Below are 22,918 nucleotides of genomic sequence, written 5' to 3'. Positions count from 1 at the left end.
CGACCCCCGAGCATTTGACGGTTCCTCCAGGCAGGTCGAGCATCTGCGACAGGCAAGCTGGCCTGGAAATCGGTCAACTTGCCAATTGGAGCCGGAAACAGAACCGTTTCAATCCAAACCACCCAAACCACGCCAGTTGGCGAGATTGGGTCACAGGCAAGAGTGCCAGATTCCATTGGATCCGTAGTAACTCGGATTCACGGCATCAAACGAGCAGTAAGCCGTGTCGGTGTCGTCGTTCAACCAGGGCCGGTTGTCATGTTGCAGATCGCCAAGTTCCCGATCGCCAAAAAAGACCTTGTGGTGCTGGCGGTTGCCAATGGCACCGCTGCTAAAGTGTACGGCATGACCGTCACTGCCGCCACTGCGCGCCATGGAAACCGTCACCGTGCCGGTCGCCAGCATCACGCCCAAAGTAATCTTCGCCAATGTTGTCGCTGATTTTCGCACGATACGCTCCTTCAGATTGAGAATTCCAAGACTGTTTGAACAGCACTTATATTAGTCGTGTATTTCCTTCTCGAAATAGCCTCTATGTTTGATAGATATATATCATGATCTGTAGATATGACCCGTTGGGTGCATGGTGGTATCGGCAGTGCGAAACGAAATTCAGCCGGGCCGCAGTTCAGTGGACGTGCGAGCCAAATCTTTCGGCGTTCGAATCCGGTCCCCACTCGCGCTGTGGAGTCCGGATTCGAAGAGACTCTCGTGGATCACGGACAATATGGGTACCCGAGATATCCGTAGTATGGATACGGGTAACCACAGTAGCCGTCGTCATAAAAGTCACTGCCGAAACCGCGGCCCCTTCTGAAACTATGACCGCCATGGACCCCGCGGACATGGGCGCCATCGCCCATGCTTGCGGTACGACCGTCGCTGCTAGGGTTCATGCCGCGACCACCGCCAAAGCCTTCGCCGTTGCCGCCGCCGCCAAAACCTCCGGCATGGCCGCCACCGCCCATGCTCGCACCATGACCACCGCCGCCGCCAAAGCCTCCGCTACCACCAAAGCCGCCGCCGTGACCGCCGCCACCGCCGTGCGCCATCGAGACCGTCGCTGAGCCAGCCGCCAGCATTGCGCCCAAGGCGATGGTCGCCAAGACTGTTGTTGCTCTTTTCATAATACGCTCCTGTAGTTGAAGCTTTCTTAGTCGTTGAAAGCCACACTGATATAGATACAGGAGACACCTCTCGGCATAATACGATTGTTTGACATATATATATCTTTTAACTACATATATTACTTGTTGATTTCATGTGTTGCCGGCAAATATGCCCTACACAGGCAGGCAGCGCGCCTTCGAGGCCTTGGCTGCAAGGTATCCCGCTCTGACCAGGGCGGGACCGGTCGTCGCTTCGGATGCGCTGGTAACCTATGGGCTGCCCCAAGACGCTCCGGGATCAGGATGTGCGATGGACGCAACTCCAACGTTCATGCGTTCGGCGACGGGCATGGCGTCCCGTTTCGCATAGACAACCTTCACTGCATTTTGCAATTTTTCGAAGGCGCGCATCTCAATCTGACGCACGCGCTCGCGCGAAACGCCGAATTCGCTGGAGAGATCCCCCAAACTCCTCGGGTCATCCGCAAGCCGACGCGCCTCAAGAATGCGCCGTTCGCGTGCGTTGAGCACGCCAAGCGAGTCGATCAGCGCTCTATGCCGGTTGGAGGCCTCCTCGATCTGAACGAGCTTGTGCTCCTGGTTGTCCTCGCCCTCGACAAGCAAATCCTGCCATTCGCCTTCGGCTCGACCGCGCAGGGGCGCGTTGAGCGACGTGTCTCCGCCCATGCGGCCGTTCATGTAGATAACTTCCTGTTCCGTCACCCCAAGGTTGCTTGCAATGAGTTCCACCTGATCTGCATGCAGGTCATGATCGTCAAGAGCCGAGAGGCGAGCCTTGAGTCGCCGCAAATTGAAGAACAGCTTTTTTTGATTGGGCGTCGTGCCCATCTTCACCAGCGACCAGGAACGCAGGACATATTCCCGAATGGCCGCCTTGATCCACCAGACAGCATAGGTCGCCAAACGAAAGCCGCGCTCCGGTTCGAAGCGATTGACTGCCTTGATCAGACCGATGCTGCCCTCTGATATTACCTCCGACATCGGCAGTCCGTAGCCGCGGTAACGCATGGCAACCTTGGCAACCAGGCGAAGATGCGACACCACCAGCTGGTGAGCGGCCTCCGGGTCGTTGTGCTCGCGCCAGCGTTTTGCCAGCGCCTGTTCCTGCCCGGGCGTCAGCATGGGGAGATGTTTGATCTTGTCGAGATAACGGCGAAGCCCGCGTTCGCTCGACGGATTTGTTGTTGTTGCGCGTGCCATGCAGCACTCCTTGCTTGCGTCGCAGGGGAACTTTCGATGTTGGCTTCTCTGTTCGAGCTGCCGCTGTTTGCCGCGCTCTTCGCTTGAAAGGCGAAGGTGCACCTAGGTGCCGTTAGCGCGTGCCATGAAACACAGAATCGATACAGCTGATCATGGCCTGGCTATCCAACGGCTTGCGGAAGAAGCCGATCGCGCCCGTTTCCCGAGCGCGTTCGCGGACACGTTCCTCGGGAAAGGCGGTGATCAAAATGGTCGGTATGTGATAGCCATGTTCGATCAAATGATCCTGCAGCTCTATTCCTGTCATTCCGGGCATCTGGATATCGCAGATCAAGCACGACGTATCTTCCAGACTAGATGACCTCAGGAAATCCTCGGCCGATTCGAATGCAAATGCGATGAAACCCAACGATCTAATGAGGCTTGCGGTTGCAAGTCGAACGGACTCATCGTCGTCGATGATTGAGATCATCGCGTTACGGGTCAATTCACTATTCCTCCGTGCTTGCCGATGACCCAGGCATTGCTGTTTCAAAGACTGTTTCTCGGCGAGATATTGCGCCTGCGGTCGTGAAAGCGAAAGTTATACAGAGGTGTAACAAACTTATTTCCCGGGAGCGTCTATCCCCAGGGCGCCGGCCATCTTCACCAGGTCGGCTAGAGTTCTGGCACCCATTTTCTTCATCAGGCGACCGCGGTGGATTTTCACCGTGATTTCACTGAGTTGCATCTCGCCAGCGATTTGCTTGTTCATCAATCCAGTCGCGACAAATGCCATCACCTCGCGCTCCCGAGGGGTCAGGGTGCGCAGAAGGCTCTGCAGCTCCGACTGCGCCCGGTCTCTCTCTCGCCGTTGCCTGTCGCGCTCCAGAGCGCCGGCGACTGCATCCAGAATATCCTGATCTCGGAAGGGCTTGGTGAGGAAATCGACCGCACCGGCCTTCATGGCTCGCACAGACATCGGAATGTCGCCGTGACCGGTCATGAAAATGATCGGCAGGTGAATGCCTGCCTTGCCCAACTGCGTTTGAAATTCGAGTCCGCTCACCTCCGGCAGCCTGATATCGAGCACAAGGCAGCTTGGACCGTCGGGAAGCCGACTGTTCAGCAGTTCGGGAGCAGAACCGAATAGCTCGACGCGCGTACCAACAGATCGGAAGAGGCTGCTTAAAGCTTCACGTAACGACGGATCGTCGTCCACGACCAGAACAGTCGGAGGATCGGCGCCGTTGTTGCCTTGTGATTGGGAGGGAGAGGCGGGGCGTCGGATCATCATCCGGCATCCTTTTCGACGCGTGGCAGGGAGAATTGGAATATCGCGCCGCCGCCTGGATTAGGCACGATCCATACACGGCCTCCATGCGATTCAATGATCGACCGGCAGATCGACAGCCCCATGCCTATTCCATCCGCCTTGGTGGTGAAAAAGGCCTTGAACAACTGACGCGCACTATCGGGATCGATGCCAGGTCCAGAATCCTGGACCCTCACATTTGCCTGGTTCGATTCATCGATCGACGTCGTAACGAGAATTTCGCGTAAGTCGCTGTTGCTAGAGGCCATTGCCTGAACCCCGTTGATCAACAGATTGATCAGGACCTGTTGAAGCTGGATACGGTCGCCAAGTGCGGGCAGCGGCCGGTTGCCTTGATCCAGTTTCAGGGTGATGCGATTTGCAACGAGCTCATGCTGCACCAACACGAGGGATTCGTTGACGATCTCGTTCACGTCGACAAGGGCCATCTGGATGTCACCCTTCCTGGACAACGCCCGGATTCGATGGACGATGTCGCTAGCGCGTTGGGCGTCCGCGATGCTCCGCTTGACCGCGCTGCGGACCTCATCCAGATCGGGCTTGTCTCGATCGATCCACCGTAGGCACGCCTCGCCGTTCATAACGATGCCGGCAAGCGGCTGATTCACCTCGTGCACGATCGAGGCCGTCAATTCACCCAATGTGGTGAGGCGTGTCACATGGGCGAGTTCAGCCTGGGCCTTCAGGACCTCGGTTTCGGCTCGCCTGCGCTGTGATATGTCCGTATTCGTTTCGAGAACCGCCAACGGTTTGCCATCGGCATCCTTCTTCAGCGACCAACGGCTGGAAACGACAACGACGGATCCGTCCCGCTTCGTGTGCACGAGCTCACCTCCCCAGCGGCCGGAGCTGAGCAGTTCCCGATTGATCTCGTTCAGGCTGGCTGGAAAGACTGTCTGCAGGAGCTGATGGGTGGACTTTCCCGCCGCGTGTCCGGCGGACCAGCCGTAAATGGCTTCAGCACCACGATTCCAATAGCTGATCAGACCGCCCATGCTGCGTACGAAAATCGCATCATGCGTCAAATCGAGCAGTTGGGCCTTTTCAGATAGATCGGTCGAGGTCGACTGGTTTTTAAGGACAAGAAGGGTGGTGATGGCGATGGCCGCGATGCTCATGAGGCAGCGGCTGAGCGCGCCTCCACTGGCTTCGCCTCCATGAACAATCCAGAGGCTCAATAAGGTGAGCGCTACACAGGCGAATGAACACAAGACAATGCCACGCCTATGGAAGGCGGCACCTGCGAGCAGAATAACGACCACATAGAGGACCGCGACAGCTCCAGAAAATGGATCAATCGTATCGACAACGAATATCCCGGCCGCCAGAAGGATGGCTAGAGGCGCCACCAGCCGCGAATTGCCGGATGCTGGCGGAGATAGTCTGTGCCGCATAAGGTCTCTACTCGGTTCCTGGTCGACGCTTGCGCTGCTGATCGACTCTCCGTGGCGCACCGTCCAACCTAGGCAACAGAATCCTTTCTGCTTGTTCGAAATTGCGGTCGTCGGTGCCCGATTGCACCTTTGTCACTGCAACACCTCGCCGCGAATCCCCAGGGACCGAGCGACCGAACAACGACACAGGCTTGAGAGCGAGCCCAAGATCTTGCTGAAAACACGCAAACCAGCAGCGCGTTGTCGTGGATGCAAAAAATAGAAACAGGCGAGCGTGACAGCCTGAGTGTTTCCATTTGCCGCAAGCCGCCTGAGACGATCGCGAGCAGCGTTCCTCCGCACCGCTGCACCTCTGACAGCCACGATCATCGTGCGATTCAGCTATTGCGTGGGTCAACAAGAAAGACCTCGTCAGCGCCCGATCAATATCGTGTGCCTTGCGCGCCAAGCGGACACTCATGCGGGTCCGTGGCCGAACCAATTCGCGCCGTCGAGAAGCCCACCGCAGCAAGGAATGAAACAAAATGAGCATAGCCACTGACAAGATATCCCGTCGAACCATGCTGGCTGCGACAGCAGCTGGCGGCTTGCTCACGACGGCGACACTGGCCCAGGCGCAGAAAGGTGACCCGATAGCCAGCGGCCGCGGCGGCACCAACCCTGGTCCGATGAATCCTTCCCGAATAGCCCAGAATCCGGACCTAATGGTCCCACCGAGCACAGATGCGGGCGGTCTGCCGAACCTGCGTTTCTCGTTCGACGATGCCCATATCCGACTGTCTGGCGGCGGCTGGACCCGGCAGGTGACCGCACGCGAGCTCGGCGTCTCCAAGGACATTGCCGGCGTGAACATGCGCCTGAATGCCGGCGGCGTGCGCGAGTTGCATTGGCACAAGGCCGCCGAGTGGGCCTATGTTCTGTATGGGAAAGCACGCATCACGGCGGTCGATGCCAATGGCCACAATTTCGTCGACGACGTCGGCGTGGGCGACCTTTGGTATTTCCCGCCGGGCATTCCACATTCGATCCAAGGCCTTGATCCAGACGGGACGGAATTCTTGTTGGTGTTCGATGACGGCGACTTCGACGAGGATAACACCTTCCTGCTGAGCGACTTTCTGAAGCACACTCCTCCCGAAGTGCTCGCCAAGAATTTCGGCGTTCCGGCATCGAGCCTTGCGAACTTCCCCGATCCCAGCGAGCTTTACATATTTCCCGCGCCGGTTCCGGGGCCACTCAGCGCAGACAAGATCGCGGGCGCTGTCGAGGTCCCGCAGAGCTTCAGCCACCGCATGATGGCACAGGCTCCGATCAAGATGAAACACGGAACGGTGCGAATTACCGACAGCGACGTGTTCCCAGCTTCCAAAAAAATCGCGGCGGCCCTGGTCGAGGTCGAACCGGGAGCGATGCGCGAGCTGCATTGGCATCCGAATACGAACGAATGGCAGTACTACATTCAGGGTCAGGCCCGCATGGGGGTATTCGCGGCGTCGGGCGCTGCCCGCACATTCGATTTCCAGGCCAACGACGTCGGCTACGTGCCCTTCGCCATGGGGCACTACATCGAGAACACAGGTAACACGACACTGCGATATTTGGAGGTATTCAAAAGCGACTACTTCGCCGATGTGTCACTGAATCAGTGGCTCGCCGCCACACCGTCGGAATTGGTCCGCGTCAGTTTGCGCGCCGACCCGCAGTTTCTGCGCGCCTTGCGCAAGGAGAAGTCACCCATCGTGCCAGCCTAAATTAGTCACAGCTTTTTTGGAAGTGGCTAGCTTTAGGACACCGTGATAACTCCATCCTCAGGGCCACTTATGACGATTTCCTTGAAGTGTTTATGCTTGATTTGGACATAGTATACTCCGGCTGGAGCGTCAGCTTCTGCTTTAACCTTAAAGGTGATTATTGTCGCATCATCGATGACTACATCGTCTTGGTATACCGCTAGATGCCTCTTGGTGGCTAAAGAGTCAGCATAAATAAAATCAATTACCAGTTCTTCTTTGTATTTGTCTTTAAACCAATCACGGTCTGGGTATACTTTCACGCTGACTGTAACCGGATCTCCGCCTCTCACAGCATTTCCTTCAGGTGTAGAGACTTGTACTATATCTACTCTTGCCATGGTCCATCTCCCTTCGGCATTTTCAAATAACGATCGGAAACGCTAGTCGAAATCGCCGCGCCCGCCGCGGTTCATGGCACCACCGGACCGTCCCATCGCACCGCCAGACCTGCCCATCGCGCCGCCTGATCGCCCCATCGCACCGCCGGATCTGCCCATTGCTCCACCCGATCGACCAAACGAACGCGGGTCCAGCTCTGCACTTAACAGGACATCTTCGAGCGTTCCGGTGTCGAGTTCCAGCCGCATTGTCAGGTCACTCTTGTCGTAGACCCAGACCTGCATTCCGCGCGCAAACGAGCCTATCTGTGATGCGAGTCCGGTATAGTCAGGGTCGCTTGGACCGCGGCTCATGACCTTGAGATCGGTTTCCGTCGGGGCTGGATAATCAACGACAGAGCCAGGCCCGTGGACAAGAAGTATGGTCGGTCGGGCCAGCTCGTAGAACTGCGCTTCGAAGGTGAACGCATAAATCCTTGCCAGCAGGCTACCGGAGGCGTCAATCTGGTTCTGCAGGAATCTGTTGTCACCAAGCCTTGGAGGCCGTCCCCCATCGACCCTCTTCATAAGCTTCAAATCTTCAAGAACTCGACCGAACAAATGTATGGCCGAGCTACTTAGGATGGTTTCAGTTACCATGGATCACCCCATCTTCTGCATGCCGATCAAAGATCGGCGCCACTTCTGGACATCCAATATTTTTCGAAATAGCTCATATCCGGCAGACGCTGCTGGTCCCGTGGACGAACGATTCGGCCCTCATGGACATGGCTCTTTCGGCCTGATTTCGTCAGGCGAGGCCCGGCACGGTAGCGAAAAATCCCTCTCCGGTCGAAATCCCGGAAGATGATGCTTGATAGTTCTCCTCCGGTCATATTGTCGTCGACCGCGAGCATCGTTCTCGCCACGTCACCGTAGTCCAGGAAATCCGGTGCGAGAGCCCACAGCGTCTCGGCGAGATAGGTACCCACGATATCCCGCGCGTCGAGCAGCGCTTCGACGAAACCTTCTGGATTGCGAGCGAAATCGCGGTCAAAGACTTCCTGGACCGGCAGCTCCGCAGCTGGGTCGAACTCGGCGAGGTCGGCAAGATCTTCGGCCTCCGGCGAGATCAGTCCTCGAGCCACCAAGCTCTCGTGAAAGACATCGACCAGAATGTCGAAGACAGCGCCCGTGAGAGGTTGCGACAGTGCATGCTCGTCGGTCCAGCCGTCCGCAAAATCGGCCATCGTCAGTTTGTTGTTGGCCTCGCGTATCTGGCGGTGCGGCGAGAATTCCGAGAAGCGAGAGAGTTGGTTGGCGATGTAGAGATTGCCACGCGTCTCTGTCAGAACATTTTCGATCACGGAGGGAAAATGCATGGCCGCGATCAACGAAACGCAGTCGGAGAAGGCCTCCTGAAAGCCCAGATATTCGGGGAACTCTGCTCCCGGGTTCGGTATGCCGAGGACGCTGTAGACGAACGCATGGCCAACCTCGTGCGCGATAATATCGAAGTCGAGGCTGAAGGGGAGCGCGCGTCCGTCTTTCAGGAATTGGCTGCCGAGCTCGAGGAAGCCATAGCCATATTGGGCGTTATCCCAACCCGGCAGGATCGAGATTTCCAGACGGTCGTAGTGATCGCGGAAATGCCAGGTGAGCGGCTGGCCGATGTAACGCTCCCAAACGTCGAGCGTGAAGCGCACGCAACCGAACGCGTGCGCTGCTTCGAAGCCGGGCGTCGAGGGCTGATAGTGATCGAAATTGCCTTCCTCGTCGGGAACGGCCGGATCGAGGATCGCTCGCGTCCAGGGCGGCAGGGAGATGACGGGCGTGCCCAACGGGCCGTGGTTGACGCCATAGGGCCGCGTCTTGTCGACCGGCTCGACGACATACATACGATCGTCGGACGGGCCAGGTCCGACGCTGCCTCGCGGGGACGAAACCGTAATGATTTCAGGGCTTGACGTAGGGTCTTCGAACGGAGGCTGAACGAACAGCCTGAACCGGGTACCCATTCCCCACCTCTCGGTTATATTAGCAATATAACATAATATCCGTGGGATGGCGAGGGCGTTGGTCTGTCAGGTTAAATCGTTCTGAAGGCCGGTTCTTGATTACCGGCAATAAAATTGCCTCAAGAACAATGCGTGTCGCTACTGCAGGAGCTGGAGCAACTTCTGGTAGCGAGGATGACTGTGAATAGAGGCGAAATCGGAATCGTTCTTGAACCAGAGTCTCATCTCGACGCTAGCCTGCGGCAGCCACGCTTCCAAAAGGTCGATCGAGCGTTCGAACTCCCCCAGCAACGCATAGGTACAAGCGGCGTTGTATTGGACGTTGATATCGCTAGGGGCGATCGCCAGAGACCGGTCAAGCCACTTCGCTGCCCTATCGGGTTCACCAAGGAAGGCCAGCACGATCGCCCCTAGGCAGGCACAATTGGCGTTCTCCGGATGCAGACGGAGTTCCTCTTCAGCTCTCTCCAATGCGATCCGCGCATAAAGCTCCGCGTCGTTCTGTTGGCCGAGAGTGCGGAAGACGTTCACCAGCATGACCGGTGCGCCGTAGTCGGTCGGTTTGATCTCCATAGCGCGCATGAAGTACGTCGCGGCGAGCTCGAACTGGCCGCCGGTTACGCAGAACTCGGCATAGTAGCGGTTGGCCTCGTGGCAATTGGGGTCGAGCGCGAGAGCCTGTTCGAACGTCGCCGCGGCCTCGGAACGGCGGTCGGCGAGAGAAAGGGCAAAGCCCCTGGCTGAATGCGCCTCGGCCAAATTCGGGTCCAGAGCCAGGGCCTTATCGGCGGTCGCGAGAATGTTGTCCACTTGGATCGGTGAGCCGTACATCGACTGAAGGCGTACGTCGCTGACCGCCAAACCTGCATAGGCGCGGGCATATCCCGGATCAAGCTCGATGGCCCTGATATAACTTTGTCTGGCCATCAGGTGGTTCGCTCTGGTCGCGATGTGGCTGTAATCGCGGCCTCGAAGATAATGCGTATAGGCTTCCACATTGTCCGTCGGCGCCTTCTCAATAGCCTTCTTCTCCGCGGGCAGGAGCCTGACCCTGAGCTGCGCCACGACCGCCTTGGCGATTTCGTCCTGCACGGCGAAGATGTCGGTGAGGTCGCGGTCGTAGCGGGCAGCCCAGACGTGTCCGTCTGTGGCGCCTTCGATCAGTTCGGCATTGATCCTGACCCGGTTTCCCGCCTTGCGGACGCTGCCCTCGACAATGTAGCCGACGCCAAGCTCCCTGGCGATGCGTTCCATCTTGTCGGTCCTGCCCTTGAAGGCGAAGACCGTGTTGCGGCTGAGCACGAACAGGCCGGAGACGTTCGAGAGGTCGGTTATGATATCTTCAGTGATGCCGTCGCTGAAATACTGCTGGTCGGGATCATTGCTCAGATTGGCGAAGGGTAGGATCGCCACCGACGGCTTGTCGGACCGCACTAGCGTCTGGACGCTCCTGGCCGCAATATGCGTCTCGACATGCGGGACGCCCTGGTCCCAGTTGGCGAAATAGACGCGCACCGGCTGAGCAATGTTCTTGACGGTCATGGCGCCCTGATCGGCGAAGTCGACGCCCAGCTTGTTGCCGACCGCATGGCGCACCGCTTCCGAGCAGGCGATGCCGCCGGGTATCGCGAGGCCCTGCAGCCGCACCGCAAGATTGACGCCGTCGCCATGGAAATCATCACCGTCGACGATGATGTCGCCAAGGTTGATGCCCATGCGAAATTTGAAATGCCGGTCCTCGGGGATGCCGGCATTCCGCTCGGACATGCCTCGTTGGATCTCGACGGCGCAGCGCGCCGCATTGATTACGCTGGCGAACTCCACCAGGAAGCCGTCACCCATCACCTTGAAGATGCGCCCACCGTGCTTGGTGACGGTCGGGTCGAAGAACTCCCGTCGATGCTGCCGAAGGAGATTGAGCGTGTGCTCTTCGTCGACCTCCATAAGACGGCTATAGCCGACCACATCTGCGGCCAGGATCGCCGCCAGCCGACGCTCAACATGCTGCTCGGACATGTCGTCTCCTGAAATCGTAGACAATGGTTCTGCCTGTTTTAGTTCTATCTGATTTACCTCTTCGGCGCCAACGCCGCTGGAATGGTCGCTCGCGCCGGTCCCGATACGGTTGCCAACCAGGCGGCGCAGCACTAGTCGCAACCTAAGCGATCCGGCCGTACGGTCGACGTCTTTCGACGCGCACGGCCTGTTCGCGCCGCGTCAGAGCAAGGCGCGAGGGGTCCCTCGCTGTGACTTCATGCGATTTCTGCAGGATGGCGGGCAGGATTTCCGCCAAAGCGCCTCGTCCAACACCCCAGAAAGCGAAAAAGCCGCGGCGGAGAAGCGGGTGAAGCGATTCGAACGCTTGACCCCAACCTTGGAAACGTCAATTTCTGCTAACGCTGCCCTATCCGAATCTCCGCTACCAGAATCCGAGATGATCAATACAGTGAAATGATGCAGGTTCTTCTGGACCATGTGGCAAGCGGGCAGCTGAGCAGACGCAGCTTCCTGGCTTGAGCATATGGACCCTCTTGGGTAATACAAATTGAAAATTGCGCCCTCATGTTTCAAAACAGGTCGGTAAGGGTGGTTTGGAAGCCTGCCGGGTCGCCTACGGTCCTCAAGGCGAGAATTCTAAAAGACGTTCAACAATGACCCAGCACGTACAAAACGCTCGAATTCTCATGTACAGCCACGACACGTTCGGGCTCGGCCACTTGCAGCGCTGCCGGACGATCGCGCATTCGCTGGTCGAGGATTTCCGCGGACTTCAGGTGCTTATCATTTCGGGTGCGACTATCGCTGGCGCCTTCGACTACCGCGCCCGTGTCGACTTCGTGAAGATCCCCAGCGTCATCAAGTTGCGCAACGGCGAATACACCTCGCTGGAAAAGGATATCGATCTGCATGAGACGCTAAGGATGCGTCAGTCGATCATCCGCCACACAGCCGAGACCTTCCGGCCGGATATCTTCATCGTAGACAAGGAACCGCTCGGCCTGCGCGGTGAGATCGAGGACACGCTGTCCTACCTCAAGACGCGGGGCACCACGCTCGTGCTTGGCCTGCGCGAGGTGATGGACGCGCCGCATCTGCTCGAAGCAGAGTGGGCACGCAGGGATGTGATGCGCAAGATAGGCCTGTTCTACGACAAGGTCTGGGTCTATGGTCCGCCGGATTTCTACGATCCATTGACCGGCTTGGATGTGCCGCCGGCTGTCAGGGCAAAGATGAAGTTCGTCGGCTTCCTGCAACGGAGCCTGCAGAAGAACGAGTTGCCCGGCCACCGGCCCGAGGGCGACTATATCCTCGTTACCACCGGTGGCGGCGGTGACGGCGCCGAACTGATCCACGACGTCATCGATGCCTATCAGCAGGACCCGCAATTGCAGCATAGGGCGCTGATCGTCCTTGGGCCTTACATGCCGGCGCGCAAGCGCAACAAGCTGCTCAAGAAGGGGGCCAAGATCCCCTATATCAAGATCATCGAGTTCGACAACCGCATGGAAGAGCTGATTGCCGGCGCCAAAGCGGTAGTGGCGATGGGCGGTTACAACACCTATTGCGAGATACTGTCTTTCGACAAGCCGGCGCTGATCGTGCCGCGCGTCAAGCCCCGCGAGGAACAACTGATCCGCGCACGGCGCGCAGCCGAACTCGGCCTCATCGAGATGCTTTTGCCGGAAGAAGCCGAGGATTCCCAGCGGTTTGCCGATGCACTGGAGGTGCTGCCGGACCGGCCCCGCCCATCTCAGAGCAATCCGCATCTGACACTGGAAGGGCTGCCTCATATTTCCGAAATCGTCGCGGAACTGCTCGACCGGCGGGCCGGCCATCACCTTTCGGTCATTGAAGGCATGAACTGAGTTGCAACGTCGCAAGATCGTCGTGGTTCTGAAGGGCTATCCGCGGCTGTCGGAAACCTTCATCGCGCAGGAACTGCTCGGTCTGGAGCGTGCGGGGTTCGACCTGATACTCGTCTCGCTCAGGCGGCCGACCGACGCAAAACGCCACCCCGTGCATGACGAGATCAAAGCGCCCGTCCATTATCTGCCGGAATATCTGCATGAAGAGCCACTGCGCGTGGTTCGCTCGCTGTTTGCTTATCTGCTGCGGCCGGGCTTCTGGCGCGCGCTCGGATCGCTGGCTGCCGATATCCCCCGCGACTTTACGCGCAATCGCGTGCGCCGCTTCGGGCAAGCGCTCGTGCTGGCGGCCGAATGGCCGGAAGACGCGGGCTGGCTGCATGCACATTTCGCGCACACGCCGGCATCGGTGACGCGCTATGCCAGCCAGCTTCGTGGCCTGCCCTGGAGCTGCTCGGCCCATGCCAAGGACATCTGGACTTCGGCGGACTGGGATCTGGCTGGCAAGCTTTCCTCGGCGCGCTGGACGGTCACTTGCACGAAAACCGGCTTCGACCGTCTGAAAAAACTCGCTAACGGCAACTCGTCTGTGCATCTGAGCTATCATGGGCTCGACCTTGATCGCTTCGGCAGTTTCGGCGAGGCGCGAAAACAGCATGACGGCTCGGCGCCGGACGAACCGGTTATCGTTCTGAGTGTCGGGCGCGCCGTTGAAAAGAAAGGTTACGATACCTTGCTGGAGGCCCTTGCCCTCTTGCCTGGTGATTTGGCGTGGCGTTTCGAGCATATCGGCGGCGGCGAGGAGCTGGAACGGCTCAAGGCGCTGGCGCAAAAGCTCGGACTGGATGGTCGCGTCTCTTGGAAAGGCGCGCTTGCGCAGGAGGAGGTGCTTGTGCACTACCGCTGCGCCGACATCTTCGCCCTGGCCTGCAGGATCACCGCAAATGGCGACCGGGACGGTCTGCCGAATGTTCTGGTGGAGGCTGCTAGCCAGCGGCTTGCCTGCATATCGACCGATATTTCCGGCGTGCCGGAGCTTTTATCGCCGGATGAAACCGGGCTGCTGGTTCCGACGGAAAACCCAATTGCGCTGGCACAGGCGCTGGAGCGCCTGATCCGTGATCCCGTGCTGCGCGCCCGCCTCGGCGACGCCGCAGAGCGGCGCGTGCGCGGCGATTTCGATCATATGGCAAGCATTGGACAGCTCAAGGAACTGTTCGAGCGGGAGTGGCGGGCCGCCGAATGAAGCGGCTGCGCGCTTTCTTCTATGTCCAGCACCTGCTCGGCATCGGCCATCTCGCGCGCGCCAGCCGCATTGCGGCGGCTCTGGTCAATGACGGATTTGACGTAACCGTCGTGACCGGCGGAGCGCCGATCGCGGGGTTTCCGGGACTGGGTGTAAAATCTGTAACCCTGCCACCTGTCACCTCCGGTGATGAAGGATTTTCCGGACTTGTCGACCTGCAGGGCAAACCCATCGACGATGATTTCAAGAAATGGCGTTCAGAGATGCTGCTGCAGGCATTCCGGGATTGCAGGCCTGATATCGTCATTGTCGAGGCGTTTCCATTTGGACGCCGGCAGATGCGTTTCGAACTCTTGCCGCTGATCGAGGCCATCGATGCGACGTCTCCCAGACCGCTGCTGGCGACGTCCGTCCGTGATATCCTTCAGGAGCGCGTCAAGCCGGGCCGAAACGAGGAAACGGTCGATCTCATCAACAGACATTTCGACCTTGTTATGGTCCACGGCGATCCGGCTTTCGCAACCATCGACAAGACATTTCCACTGGCTGGGGCGATCAGGGCCGAGGTCACCTACACAGGGCTCGTTGCCGCGCCGCCATCGCCCGCGGCCTCCGAGCGCTTCGACGTTCTGGTGTCGGTTGGCGGCGGGGCTGCCGGAAAGAACCTTGTCAGCTCCACCATCGCAGCGGCGCGGAATGCCAACAACGGTTGGAAATGGTGCTTGATCACCGGCCCAAACCTGCCGAAAGACGAGTTTGATGCGATCGCACGCGATGCCACGCCGGGCCTGTCCATCTTCCGGTTCCGCGAGGATTTCGCCAGCCTGCTAACCGGCGCCCGCCTGTCAGTCTCGCAGGCGGGTTACAACACGGTCTGCGATGTCCTGCGCGCGGGTTGTCGCTCCCTGCTCGTTCCATTTGCAGCCGGCGGGGAAACCGAACAGACGGTCCGCGCCCTGATGCTCGAAGAACTCGGTCTTGCAACGGTGCTGATGGAAAAGGACCTAACGCCTGAAGGTTTGGCGCAAGCGATCGAACAGGCGCTTATGGGACCGACGCCATCCGCGCATCGCCTCGATCTGGAAGGCGCGCGTCACTCGGCGCAAATCCTGCGCGAACGGTATCGAACATGGTCCCTAAAAGTGGGGCCTGGTTTCGGAAAAGTTCATGATCAAACCGACGATAGATCCTAGAGCCGCTCATCGTTTCACGGAAACGCAGAACCGCTCTATCTCTTTGTTTTTGACGCAATTCCGGACGGAAAACCGGTTCACACTTTTCCTGGAATTGCTGTAACGCGCGTCGCGTCTGGCGTGATTCGTGCGACGCGCTTCAAGTCCTTGTTTTTATGCATGTCTTTGTCCCAACACCGCTACGCACTTTTGGGCGAAATGCATTAAACAGTTCCAATCAGCATGAAGCGCGTATAATTTTTTGTCGGCAGTTCGCCGGAGAACCGCACCTCCCGTAGCGCCGCCATTGCTTCGAAGGCTGCAAGTGAGGCCACGCAGTTGATGTGCGTCGGCTCGCTGAAATAGTCGTTCGATTGCAGCAGTACGTTCGTGCCCCGCGGAAGCAGAGCAAGCCAGGCGCGCAGATCGGCTATGTGTTCGCAGCTCGTATTGACGATCAGGTCGGGCCGCCCGGCCGCATAGTCGAGTGCGTACATATCTGCCGTCAGCGCCCGGAACCGGTCGCCGGCTTCCCGGTTGAGGGTCCGGGCGACCGGCGCGACTTCGGGATCGATGTCGATGCTGTCGACCGCCGCGATGTCGAAGCGGGCGTCGTTGAAAAGCATTGCCGGCAATACGCCGTACCATCCACCCAGAACCCATATGCGCCCGAACCGGCCGCCGCAGCTTTCGAACAGCCTGTCGAGCGCCCACATCTTGCAGGCGACCTGCTTGTGGTTGAAGGCGTTGGCGATATCGGCCTTCGGATGCTTGGTGATGACGCGCGCCAGCCCTGCCACGAGAGGGCAGTTGACATAGGCAGCAATTCCCCTCGTGAGGTCCAAGGCTTGCTCGTGCCAGTCCGTGCCGGCATTGCGTGGTTGCGTGACATCCATCATATTCGTCTTGTATGTTGGGATTTCGGGCGACACAACGCAATCTTGCCTCCTGCAAGGCTGTTCGATTCGCGGACGTGATTATGCTGCAAGCCGCTTCGCCATTGGCCGGTGCCGGAGAGAGCCTGTTGCATCTGTCCAGACCATCGGCGTCCATCCGCCAGCACCAGCCGCGCAGCTGCGGCCTCGTGCTGCCCGGCTATTCGCCAAAACCCTATGGAAGCCGCGAACCGCTTGGCCAGTTGCTTTCTTCGCTGACCAACAATGCCCATGTCGTTGTGATCGACCATGCGCCGGAACTGGACCGCGCCGCCTCGCAGGTTCCTTCCATCGTTGAGCGCACGACAATCTCCGTGCACTGCAGCTTCGAGCCTGTCGCTGGCGACGAAGAAATTGCCGATACGCCATTCGCCAGCAGGTGCTTTTACATCCTGCATCCTTCCAACTGAAGGGTCCACAGTCGCATATGGAATCCAGCCTAGCCCGTTATATCTGGACGCACACCAAGAAGCAGCAGCTCTGGATATTGATGATCGTCGTGCTTTCGATGATCCCGTATTTCATATCCTTCGACCTGCCGAAGCTGATCGTCAACGGCCCGATCCAAGGTAGGGGCTTCGAGCAGCCGGGCGCGACCCATCCATTCATGAGGCTACACTATGACCTGCCGTTCATTGGAGAGGTCCAGTTCTTCTCCGGTTTTCAGCTTGACCGCGAGGCGACGCTGTTTGCCCTGAGCGTTGTGTTCCTCTTGCTAGTCATCATCAACGGCCTGTTCAAACTCTACATCAACACCTACAAGGGCCGCCTCGGCGAACGCATGCTACGGCGTATCCGCTTCGATCTGGTCGATCGTGTGCTGCGGTTTCCGCCGGTTTACTTCAAGCGGGTGAAATCCGCCGAAGTGGCGACCATGGTGAAGGACGAGGTGGAGCCGCTGGGCGGCTTCATCGGCGATGCCTTCCTGCAGCCTGTGCTGCTCGGCGGCCAGGCGCTGACGGCCATGCTGTTCATCTTGGTCCAGAACGTCTGGCTCGGAATGATAGCGGCCGTGATCGTGGTGATCCAGATCGTGCTCATCCCGCGAATGCGGCGGCGGCTGATCGTGCTCGGGCGCGAACGGCAGTTGACGGCGCGCGCGCTTTCGGGCCGGGTTGGCGAAATCGTCGACGGCATCGGCGCGGTTCACGTCCACGATACATCAAACTACGAGCGCGCCGACATAGCTGCCCGGCTCGGGATCATCTTCAAGATCCGCTTCGATCTTTACCAATGGAAATTCATGGTGAAGTTCCTCAACAATTTTCTCGCGCAGCTCACGCCCTTTCTGTTCTACATGATCGGCGGGTATCTGGTCATCGAGGGGCGGCTGGACGTCGGCCAACTCGTGGCCGTGATCAGCGCCTACAAGGACCTGCCCGGACCGATGAAGGAACTGATCGACTGGGATCAGGCACGGCAGGATGTCCAGGTCAAATATCAGCAGGTCGTTGAACAGTTCAGCGTCGACGGTCTCATTGCGCCGAGAATCGGGGCATTGACGGTCGACGATCCCGATCCGATGACCAACCCCCTGTCGGCGATCAGTCTGTCCATAGCAGACGACGGCGGTGCCATGCTCCTCGACCGTATCTCCCTCCAGGTCAAGCCGGGTGAGACGGTGGCGCTGGTCAGTACCGCAACAGGTGGAGCGGAGGCGCTTGCAGAAGCCTTCGCGCGGCTGAACTGGCCGGACAGCGGAAGGGTCGCTTCGGGCGCCGACGACCTGCTTGAACTCCCCGAAGCAGTGACCGGCCGGCGCATGTCCTATGCCTCGTCGGATGTTTTCCTGTTCCAGGCAAGCCTTCGCGATAACCTGCTCTACGGGTTGAAGCATGCGCCGCTGACATCGGTGACTTATGACGGTGCTGCGGCAGACCAGCACCGCTGGAACGTGCACGAGGCGCGCCGGTCGGGCAATCCGGATCTTGATATCCGCAGCGACTGGATCAACTATGCTTCCGTCGGCGCTACCGGCCCGCACGACCTCTTTGAAGCCGTGCGCCGGGTGCTCGACGCGGTTGTTCTGTCGCGCGACATCCTGGACCTTGGCTTGCGCTCTTCGGCCGACCTCACGCGTCACACGGAGCTTGCCAGGCGGATCGTCGAACTGCGTGCGGCGCTGCGAACCCGGCTGGAACACGAAGGGCTGAGCGGACTGGTGGTTCCTTTCGAACCGGGCGCCTACAACAAGGAAGCGACGATCGGCCAAAACCTGCTCTTCGGCGCCGCCGCCGGCCCCGAACTGGCCGACAGGGCTCTGGCGGCCAATCCCTATTTTGCTTCTGTGCTGAAACAAGCCGGCCTCGACCGCACGCTCTACGAAATGGGCATGGAGATCGCCAAACAGGCGATCGAGCTGTTTGCCGACCTGCCGCCCGATCACCAGTTCTTCCAGCAGCTCGCCTTCATGAGCGCCGAGGAGATACCCGCCTACGAAACCTTGCTGCAACGGCTCAAGAACCGTCCCCACGAGGCGGTTTCGGAGAACGACCGCGCCATGATCGTCACCTTGAGCTTTGCCTATATCGAGCCCCGGCACCGCTTCGGCCTGCTGAGCGACGAGCTGATGAGCAAGATCGTCGCTGCACGCAACCGGTTCTATGAAAACCTGCCGCCCGAGCTGCAAAATGCGATCGAACGGTATGATCCTGCCAAATACATTGCCGCGGCCACCGTCATGGATAATGTCCTGTTCGGGCGTGTGGGCAACAACCATCCCGACGCGCCGGACCGCATACGCTCCATCGTCTATGACATTCTTGACGAACTGGGGCTTTATGCCGAACTTCTGGATGTCGGCCTGGACTTCAACGTCGGCTCCGGCGGCAGGCGGCTGACCGGTGGACAGCGACAGAAGCTCGATGTTGCCCGGGCCCTGCTCAAGCGTCCCGATTTTCTCATTCTCAACCGGCCGCTGTCGGCGCTCGACCAGCGCATGCAGGATAAGGTGCTGCGAAACGTGCTCGAGGAAGCCAGGCGCGACGGCCATTCGCCGGCAATTGTGTGGGTCGTGACGAGTCCGGCAATGGCGATGATGTTCGATCGCGTTATCGTCTTCGACTCGGGTCAATTGGTGGAAGACGGAACACACGAGACACTTTTGGCAGGGAACGGTATCTTCAAGGAACTGTTGTCATAGACTAGTCTGGCAAACGCGAATTTTGGGAAGGTTTGCGACAATGCTGCTCAAGGATGAAGTTGGAATGCTGCAACGCATTCCCTTGTTTTCTGGCATCGAGTCGACAAAGCTCAAGCTGCTTGCGTTCACATCCGATCGCGTGAGCTACAGCGCCGGCCAGATCCTTTTCCGGCAGGGCGACGAGGGAGACGCCGCCTATGTCATCCTTTCAGGCAGGGCGGATATTCTGGTCGATTCCGACAGCGGACCGATAAAAGTTGCCGAAATGGTGCCAAATTCGATTGTTGGCGAGATCGCCATATTGTGCAACAGCTCTCGCACTGCCACCGTCAGAGCGGCAAGTCCGCTGGAAGCCTTGAGAATCAGCAAGGATCATTTCCTGAGGCTTATGAAGGAGTACCCGGAAATGACCATCGAGATATTGCGGGTTCTTGCCGATCGCCTAAGCCATACGACCGCGGATCTGATCGACGCACGAAGCGCCAAATAACGAATGAGGTGCGCTCAGTCCTCGCTGTCGTGATGGCACTGGTCTCAGAAGGTCACCCGGAGAAAACCTGTCTCGCCTAGCAGCAGTTGTTTGGCTACGATGGGCGACGGGGACAGCGAAGGGGTAGCATGGACGACGACGTTTTCCTGGTCAGGTTTTGGGGCGTGCGCGGCAGCATTTCGGTATCGGGGCCAGAATTCTCTCGCTATGGCGGCAACACAACCTGCATTGAGATGCAATGCGGTAAGCATACGCTTCTGTTCGACGCGGGCTCTGGCCTGCGGCCTGCCGGCGGGGCGCTTCGGGCGTCGGGCGTGACCGATTTCGACCTGCTTTTCACCCATTGCCATTACGATCACATCATCGGGCTGCCATTTTTTGCGCCGATCTATGACCGGAACGTCAAGGTTACGCTTTGGTCCGGGCATCTTGCAGGACGCATGACGACCCGGCAGATGGTCGATGAGTTCATGCAGCCGCCGTGGTTTCCGGTGAAATTGGAGATCTGCAAGGCAAGTCTCGACTGCCGCGATTTCGTATCCGGAGACGTGCTTCGGCCGCGCGAAGGGGTGGTGGTCCGAACCGGCAGTCTTATCCATCCGGGCGGCTGCATAGGCTACCGGGTCGAATGGGGCGGACGTGTCGTGGCGATGATCACAGACACTGAGCACGAGCCGGACAAACTCGATCAGGCGGTGCTCGGCCTGATCGAAGATGCCGACCTCGTGATTTACGATTGCACCTACACCGAAGAGGAAATGGAACGCCGCCGCGGTAACGGGCACTCGACATGGCAACAGGGCGTCAAGCTCTGTGAGGCGGCCGGTGCGCGGGGGCTTGCGCTGTTTCACCACGATCCGACACGCACCGACGAGGAACTGGACGAGATCGAGAAACTGGCCAAAGACAGGTTTGCCGGCGCTTTTGCCGCGCGGGATGGCCAAACGCTCAAATTTCCAGTCTCATTGCGCAAAAAGCGCTGAGCTATTTTCCTCTACCGGCGCTGCGCCCGATCAATGTCCTGATCGGAAGCCATGCGCAGGCTTCAGTCTGTGCGGTGACTGTGAACAGCCGTTCGAGGAAAAGCCAGGCCGATTCATCATGTACGAGATGGTGGGTGAGCAGGCCGACCGGTTCGCCGCCGTCGAATGCATGCTGCAATTGCGCGATGATAGCCTGAACCAATAGGCCATGATCACGGCAGCCGCGCGTGCCATGCCAATCCATGATGTCGACATTGCTGTTGATGACCGCCAGTGAAGCCGGCTTCGGCGGCCCATAGACCGACAATGCCGCAAATCCTATCGATCCAAGGTCGGATACCAAGCCGGCGTCGATCCTGTTCCAGGGTGGCACCAGCATCGGAACCGCACGTGCGCCGTGCAGGCCGGTTACGTGCGACAGCCCGCGAGCCAAATCATCGAGCACCGCCTCGCGTGGCCGATGCGCGCCGAGCTCCTGCTTTTTCTGGTCCTCGGGCGCATGATTTCGGTGCGCCCAGCCATGGATGGCGACCGTGGCATGCGGCGCCTCGTCAAGCCGGACGACAAGCTTCTCATCAGTCAGGGCCGGAATGACGGCCAGAGTGACCGGAACCGCGAATTCACCGGTGAGGTCGAGCAGCCGATCAAGCGCAGGCGTCGGATCCACGGCGTCGTCGTCGCGCAGCCAGAACTCTACCTTGCGGTCCGCCCGTTGCCGGCGCGCCAGTTCTTCAACCAAGGGCTGCCAGATCTGATCGGATGTCATGAAACGGGGATCTTCGCAAGAAGTTCGGCCAGACGCGCCACTGCAGCATCGAGGGAGCGTTCTTCGAGGATGAAACGTCTGGCTTCCGCGGCCATGATGGTTCTTTCGTCGTTACGGACCAGAAGCCTTTCAATGGCAGAAGCGAACGCCGCCACATCGCCCGGCGGGGTGAGAAACCCGGTCTGGCCATGCCGCACGACCTCCGGCACGCCAGCGATGTCCTGAGCCACCACTGGAAGGCCGGCGGCCTGTGCTTCAAGATAGGCAACGCCATAGGCCTCGCCGTAACCCGGCCAGACGTAAATTCCCCCGCTGTAGAGGACATCCGGCACGGCGGCTGGCTCAATCGCGCCAAGCCATTCGATACGGTCGGCGGGCAAGCCGGCGAATTGCGCTTTGACCTCGTCACGGGCAGGCCCGTCCCCGACGACCGACATGGTCCAGGGCAGGTGGCCGATCTGACCGAGCGCTTGCGCCAGCATGCGATAGCTTTCGACTTTGTCGCCCGGGCGCATCATGGCGACGGTAACGAGGCGCGTCGGACAACCCCGTGCCGGCATTTCCCCGAATAGCGATGTGTCGATGAAGGGCGAAAGCATACCGAGTGCGGCGTCGGGAATCGCATCTGTCAGTCCCTGACGATCCCTTTGCGTGAAGCAGATGTTCAGAGCTGCCTGTTCGACGGCTCGCCCCACCAACGCTTGCGTATCGGCCCACAAACCGACGTTGCGCCGCCTCGAATAGGAGGCTTCCGCTGTCACATAGGGGACAGCAAAGGCCGACGCCAGTTCGGCCCCGATCAGGTCGGGCGCCTTGTAATAGGGATGATAGGAGAACCAGAGATCGGGCTTGCCTTCACGATCCCAAAGCTTTGTCAGCCGCGCGACTTCCTCTCGGGCCTCGATCTTGAGCGCATCGAAACTTTTCGACTCCGGTTCGCGTAGATAGAAGCGTAATTCGGATGCCAGTTCGACGCTGTGCCCTCCATGCTCCAGCGCCTTGACCAGCATCCGTGCCATCTGGCGGTCGCCGGAGGCAACGGGATGATTGGGCGACTTCAGCGGCGCGTAGAAGGCAATTCGCATCGCGCGACCCTATCATCGGAAAGCCTGCGCAAGTCAATTTCGAAGCATGATCGACTTCACCTTCAA

22 protein-coding genes are annotated in these 22,918 nt (G+C 59.0%); 10 read left to right on the top strand and 12 right to left on the bottom strand.

Translation table 11 applies throughout. From position 1 onward, the window contains the following. Window positions 1–150: 150 nt before the first annotated feature. Complete coding sequence (locus ACFFNA_RS12410; RefSeq protein ID WP_378918550.1) at window positions 151–450, bottom strand: hypothetical protein; 300 nt, start codon at window positions 448–450, stop codon at window positions 151–153. Window positions 451–830: 380 nt separating this feature from the next. Between ACFFNA_RS12410 and ACFFNA_RS12405 the strand changes: the two genes are divergently transcribed. Continuing rightward, entirely contained in the window at window positions 831–1,067 is a 237-nt protein-coding gene (locus ACFFNA_RS12405) for a hypothetical protein (RefSeq protein ID WP_378918548.1), read from the top strand. Window positions 1,068–1,379: 312 nt separating this feature from the next. Here the strand turns inward: ACFFNA_RS12405 and rpoH are convergent, their stop codons facing one another. From rpoH to ACFFNA_RS12385, 4 genes are all read right to left on the bottom strand, one after another. Then, entirely contained in the window at window positions 1,380–2,330 is a 951-nt protein-coding gene (gene rpoH / locus ACFFNA_RS12400) for an RNA polymerase sigma factor RpoH (protein ID WP_378918546.1), read from the bottom strand. A 112-nt stretch (window positions 2,331–2,442) separates the two neighbouring features. Further along, on the bottom strand, window positions 2,443–2,817 hold the full coding sequence (locus ACFFNA_RS12395; protein ID WP_378918544.1) for a response regulator transcription factor: 375 nt from the start codon (window positions 2,815–2,817) through the stop codon (window positions 2,443–2,445). A gap of 117 nt (window positions 2,818–2,934) precedes the next feature. Beyond that, complete coding sequence (locus tag ACFFNA_RS12390) at window positions 2,935–3,606, bottom strand: response regulator transcription factor (protein WP_378918542.1); 672 nt, start codon at window positions 3,604–3,606, stop codon at window positions 2,935–2,937. Beyond that, a complete protein-coding gene (locus ACFFNA_RS12385) occupies window positions 3,603–5,039 on the bottom strand; it encodes a sensor histidine kinase (RefSeq protein ID WP_378918540.1) in 1,437 nt (478 codons plus the stop codon). The genes ACFFNA_RS12390 and ACFFNA_RS12385 overlap by 4 nt, the downstream gene beginning before the upstream one ends. 524 nt (window positions 5,040–5,563) lie before the next feature. Between ACFFNA_RS12385 and ACFFNA_RS12380 the strand changes: the two genes are divergently transcribed. Further along, window positions 5,564–6,790: an oxalate decarboxylase family bicupin gene (locus tag ACFFNA_RS12380; RefSeq protein ID WP_378918538.1), complete on the top strand. Its 1,227-nt coding sequence runs from the start codon at window positions 5,564–5,566 to the stop codon at window positions 6,788–6,790. Window positions 6,791–6,822: 32 nt separating this feature from the next. Here the strand turns inward: ACFFNA_RS12380 and ACFFNA_RS12375 are convergent, their stop codons facing one another. From ACFFNA_RS12375 to ACFFNA_RS12360, 4 genes are all read right to left on the bottom strand, one after another. After that, window positions 6,823–7,170 carry a hypothetical protein gene (locus ACFFNA_RS12375; protein WP_378918536.1) on the bottom strand — a complete coding sequence of 116 codons (348 nt, stop codon included), beginning with the start codon at window positions 7,168–7,170 and terminating at the stop codon, window positions 6,823–6,825. A gap of 42 nt (window positions 7,171–7,212) precedes the next feature. Next, the gene (locus ACFFNA_RS12370) at window positions 7,213–7,809 is read right to left on the bottom strand and encodes a hypothetical protein (RefSeq protein WP_378918534.1); all 597 of its coding nucleotides are present in this window, start codon (window positions 7,807–7,809) and stop codon (window positions 7,213–7,215) included. A gap of 26 nt (window positions 7,810–7,835) precedes the next feature. Beyond that, window positions 7,836–9,167, bottom strand: a complete 1,332-nt coding sequence (locus tag ACFFNA_RS12365) for a gluzincin family metallopeptidase (protein WP_378918532.1) — start codon at window positions 9,165–9,167, stop codon at window positions 7,836–7,838. Between the two features lie 138 nt (window positions 9,168–9,305). Then, entirely contained in the window at window positions 9,306–11,183 is a 1,878-nt protein-coding gene (locus tag ACFFNA_RS12360; protein WP_378918530.1) for a TPR end-of-group domain-containing protein, read from the bottom strand. A 238-nt stretch (window positions 11,184–11,421) separates the two neighbouring features. Between ACFFNA_RS12360 and ACFFNA_RS12355 the strand changes: the two genes are divergently transcribed. The 4 genes from ACFFNA_RS12355 (at window position 11,422) to ACFFNA_RS12340 (ending at window position 15,472) form a co-directional block, all read left to right on the top strand. Then, window positions 11,422–11,622 (top strand): hypothetical protein, encoded by a 201-nt coding sequence (locus ACFFNA_RS12355; RefSeq protein ID WP_378918528.1) that lies wholly within the window; start codon window positions 11,422–11,424, stop codon window positions 11,620–11,622. Window positions 11,623–11,818: 196 nt separating this feature from the next. After that, a complete protein-coding gene (locus tag ACFFNA_RS12350; protein WP_378918526.1) occupies window positions 11,819–13,033 on the top strand; it encodes a glycosyltransferase family protein in 1,215 nt (404 codons plus the stop codon). Window position 13,034: 1 nt separating this feature from the next. After that, a complete protein-coding gene (locus ACFFNA_RS12345) occupies window positions 13,035–14,279 on the top strand; it encodes a glycosyltransferase (protein ID WP_378918524.1) in 1,245 nt (414 codons plus the stop codon). Further along, window positions 14,276–15,472 carry a glycosyltransferase family protein gene (locus ACFFNA_RS12340; protein WP_378918522.1) on the top strand — a complete coding sequence of 399 codons (1,197 nt, stop codon included), beginning with the start codon at window positions 14,276–14,278 and terminating at the stop codon, window positions 15,470–15,472. The genes ACFFNA_RS12345 and ACFFNA_RS12340 overlap by 4 nt, the downstream gene beginning before the upstream one ends. Before the next feature lie 203 nt (window positions 15,473–15,675). Here the strand turns inward: ACFFNA_RS12340 and ACFFNA_RS12335 are convergent, their stop codons facing one another. Further along, the gene (locus ACFFNA_RS12335) at window positions 15,676–16,347 is read right to left on the bottom strand and encodes a class I SAM-dependent methyltransferase (protein ID WP_378918520.1); all 672 of its coding nucleotides are present in this window, start codon (window positions 16,345–16,347) and stop codon (window positions 15,676–15,678) included. A gap of 83 nt (window positions 16,348–16,430) precedes the next feature. On the opposite strand from ACFFNA_RS12335, the gene ACFFNA_RS12330 reads away from it, so the two are divergent. The 4 genes from ACFFNA_RS12330 (at window position 16,431) to ACFFNA_RS12315 (ending at window position 21,001) form a co-directional block, all read left to right on the top strand. Continuing rightward, window positions 16,431–16,796 (top strand): hypothetical protein, encoded by a 366-nt coding sequence (locus tag ACFFNA_RS12330; RefSeq protein WP_378918518.1) that lies wholly within the window; start codon window positions 16,431–16,433, stop codon window positions 16,794–16,796. Between the two features lie 17 nt (window positions 16,797–16,813). Then, window positions 16,814–19,528: an ABC transporter transmembrane domain-containing protein gene (locus ACFFNA_RS12325; RefSeq protein WP_378918516.1), complete on the top strand. Its 2,715-nt coding sequence runs from the start codon at window positions 16,814–16,816 to the stop codon at window positions 19,526–19,528. A 40-nt stretch (window positions 19,529–19,568) separates the two neighbouring features. Continuing rightward, window positions 19,569–20,018 (top strand): cyclic nucleotide-binding domain-containing protein, encoded by a 450-nt coding sequence (locus tag ACFFNA_RS12320; protein WP_111545113.1) that lies wholly within the window; start codon window positions 19,569–19,571, stop codon window positions 20,016–20,018. Window positions 20,019–20,146: 128 nt separating this feature from the next. Further along, a complete protein-coding gene (locus tag ACFFNA_RS12315) occupies window positions 20,147–21,001 on the top strand; it encodes an MBL fold metallo-hydrolase (RefSeq protein WP_378918514.1) in 855 nt (284 codons plus the stop codon). Window position 21,002: 1 nt separating this feature from the next. Here ACFFNA_RS12315 and ACFFNA_RS12310 read toward each other — a convergent pair whose 3' ends face one another. Together ACFFNA_RS12310 and ACFFNA_RS12305 are read right to left on the bottom strand one after the other, a co-directional pair. Next, window positions 21,003–21,767, bottom strand: a complete 765-nt coding sequence (locus tag ACFFNA_RS12310) for a polysaccharide deacetylase family protein (protein ID WP_378918512.1) — start codon at window positions 21,765–21,767, stop codon at window positions 21,003–21,005. Next, entirely contained in the window at window positions 21,764–22,852 is a 1,089-nt protein-coding gene (locus ACFFNA_RS12305; protein ID WP_378918510.1) for a glycosyltransferase family 4 protein, read from the bottom strand. Before ACFFNA_RS12305 ends, ACFFNA_RS12310 begins: the two co-directional genes overlap by 4 nt. Between the last annotated feature and the right edge of the window lie 66 nt (window positions 22,853–22,918).

Origin of the sequence: Mesorhizobium kowhaii (assembly GCF_042431665.1) — a bacterium.
Classification (GTDB): Bacteria; Pseudomonadota; Alphaproteobacteria; order Rhizobiales; family Rhizobiaceae; genus Mesorhizobium; species Mesorhizobium kowhaii.
This window is presented reverse-complemented; position numbering and strand designations above follow the sequence as displayed.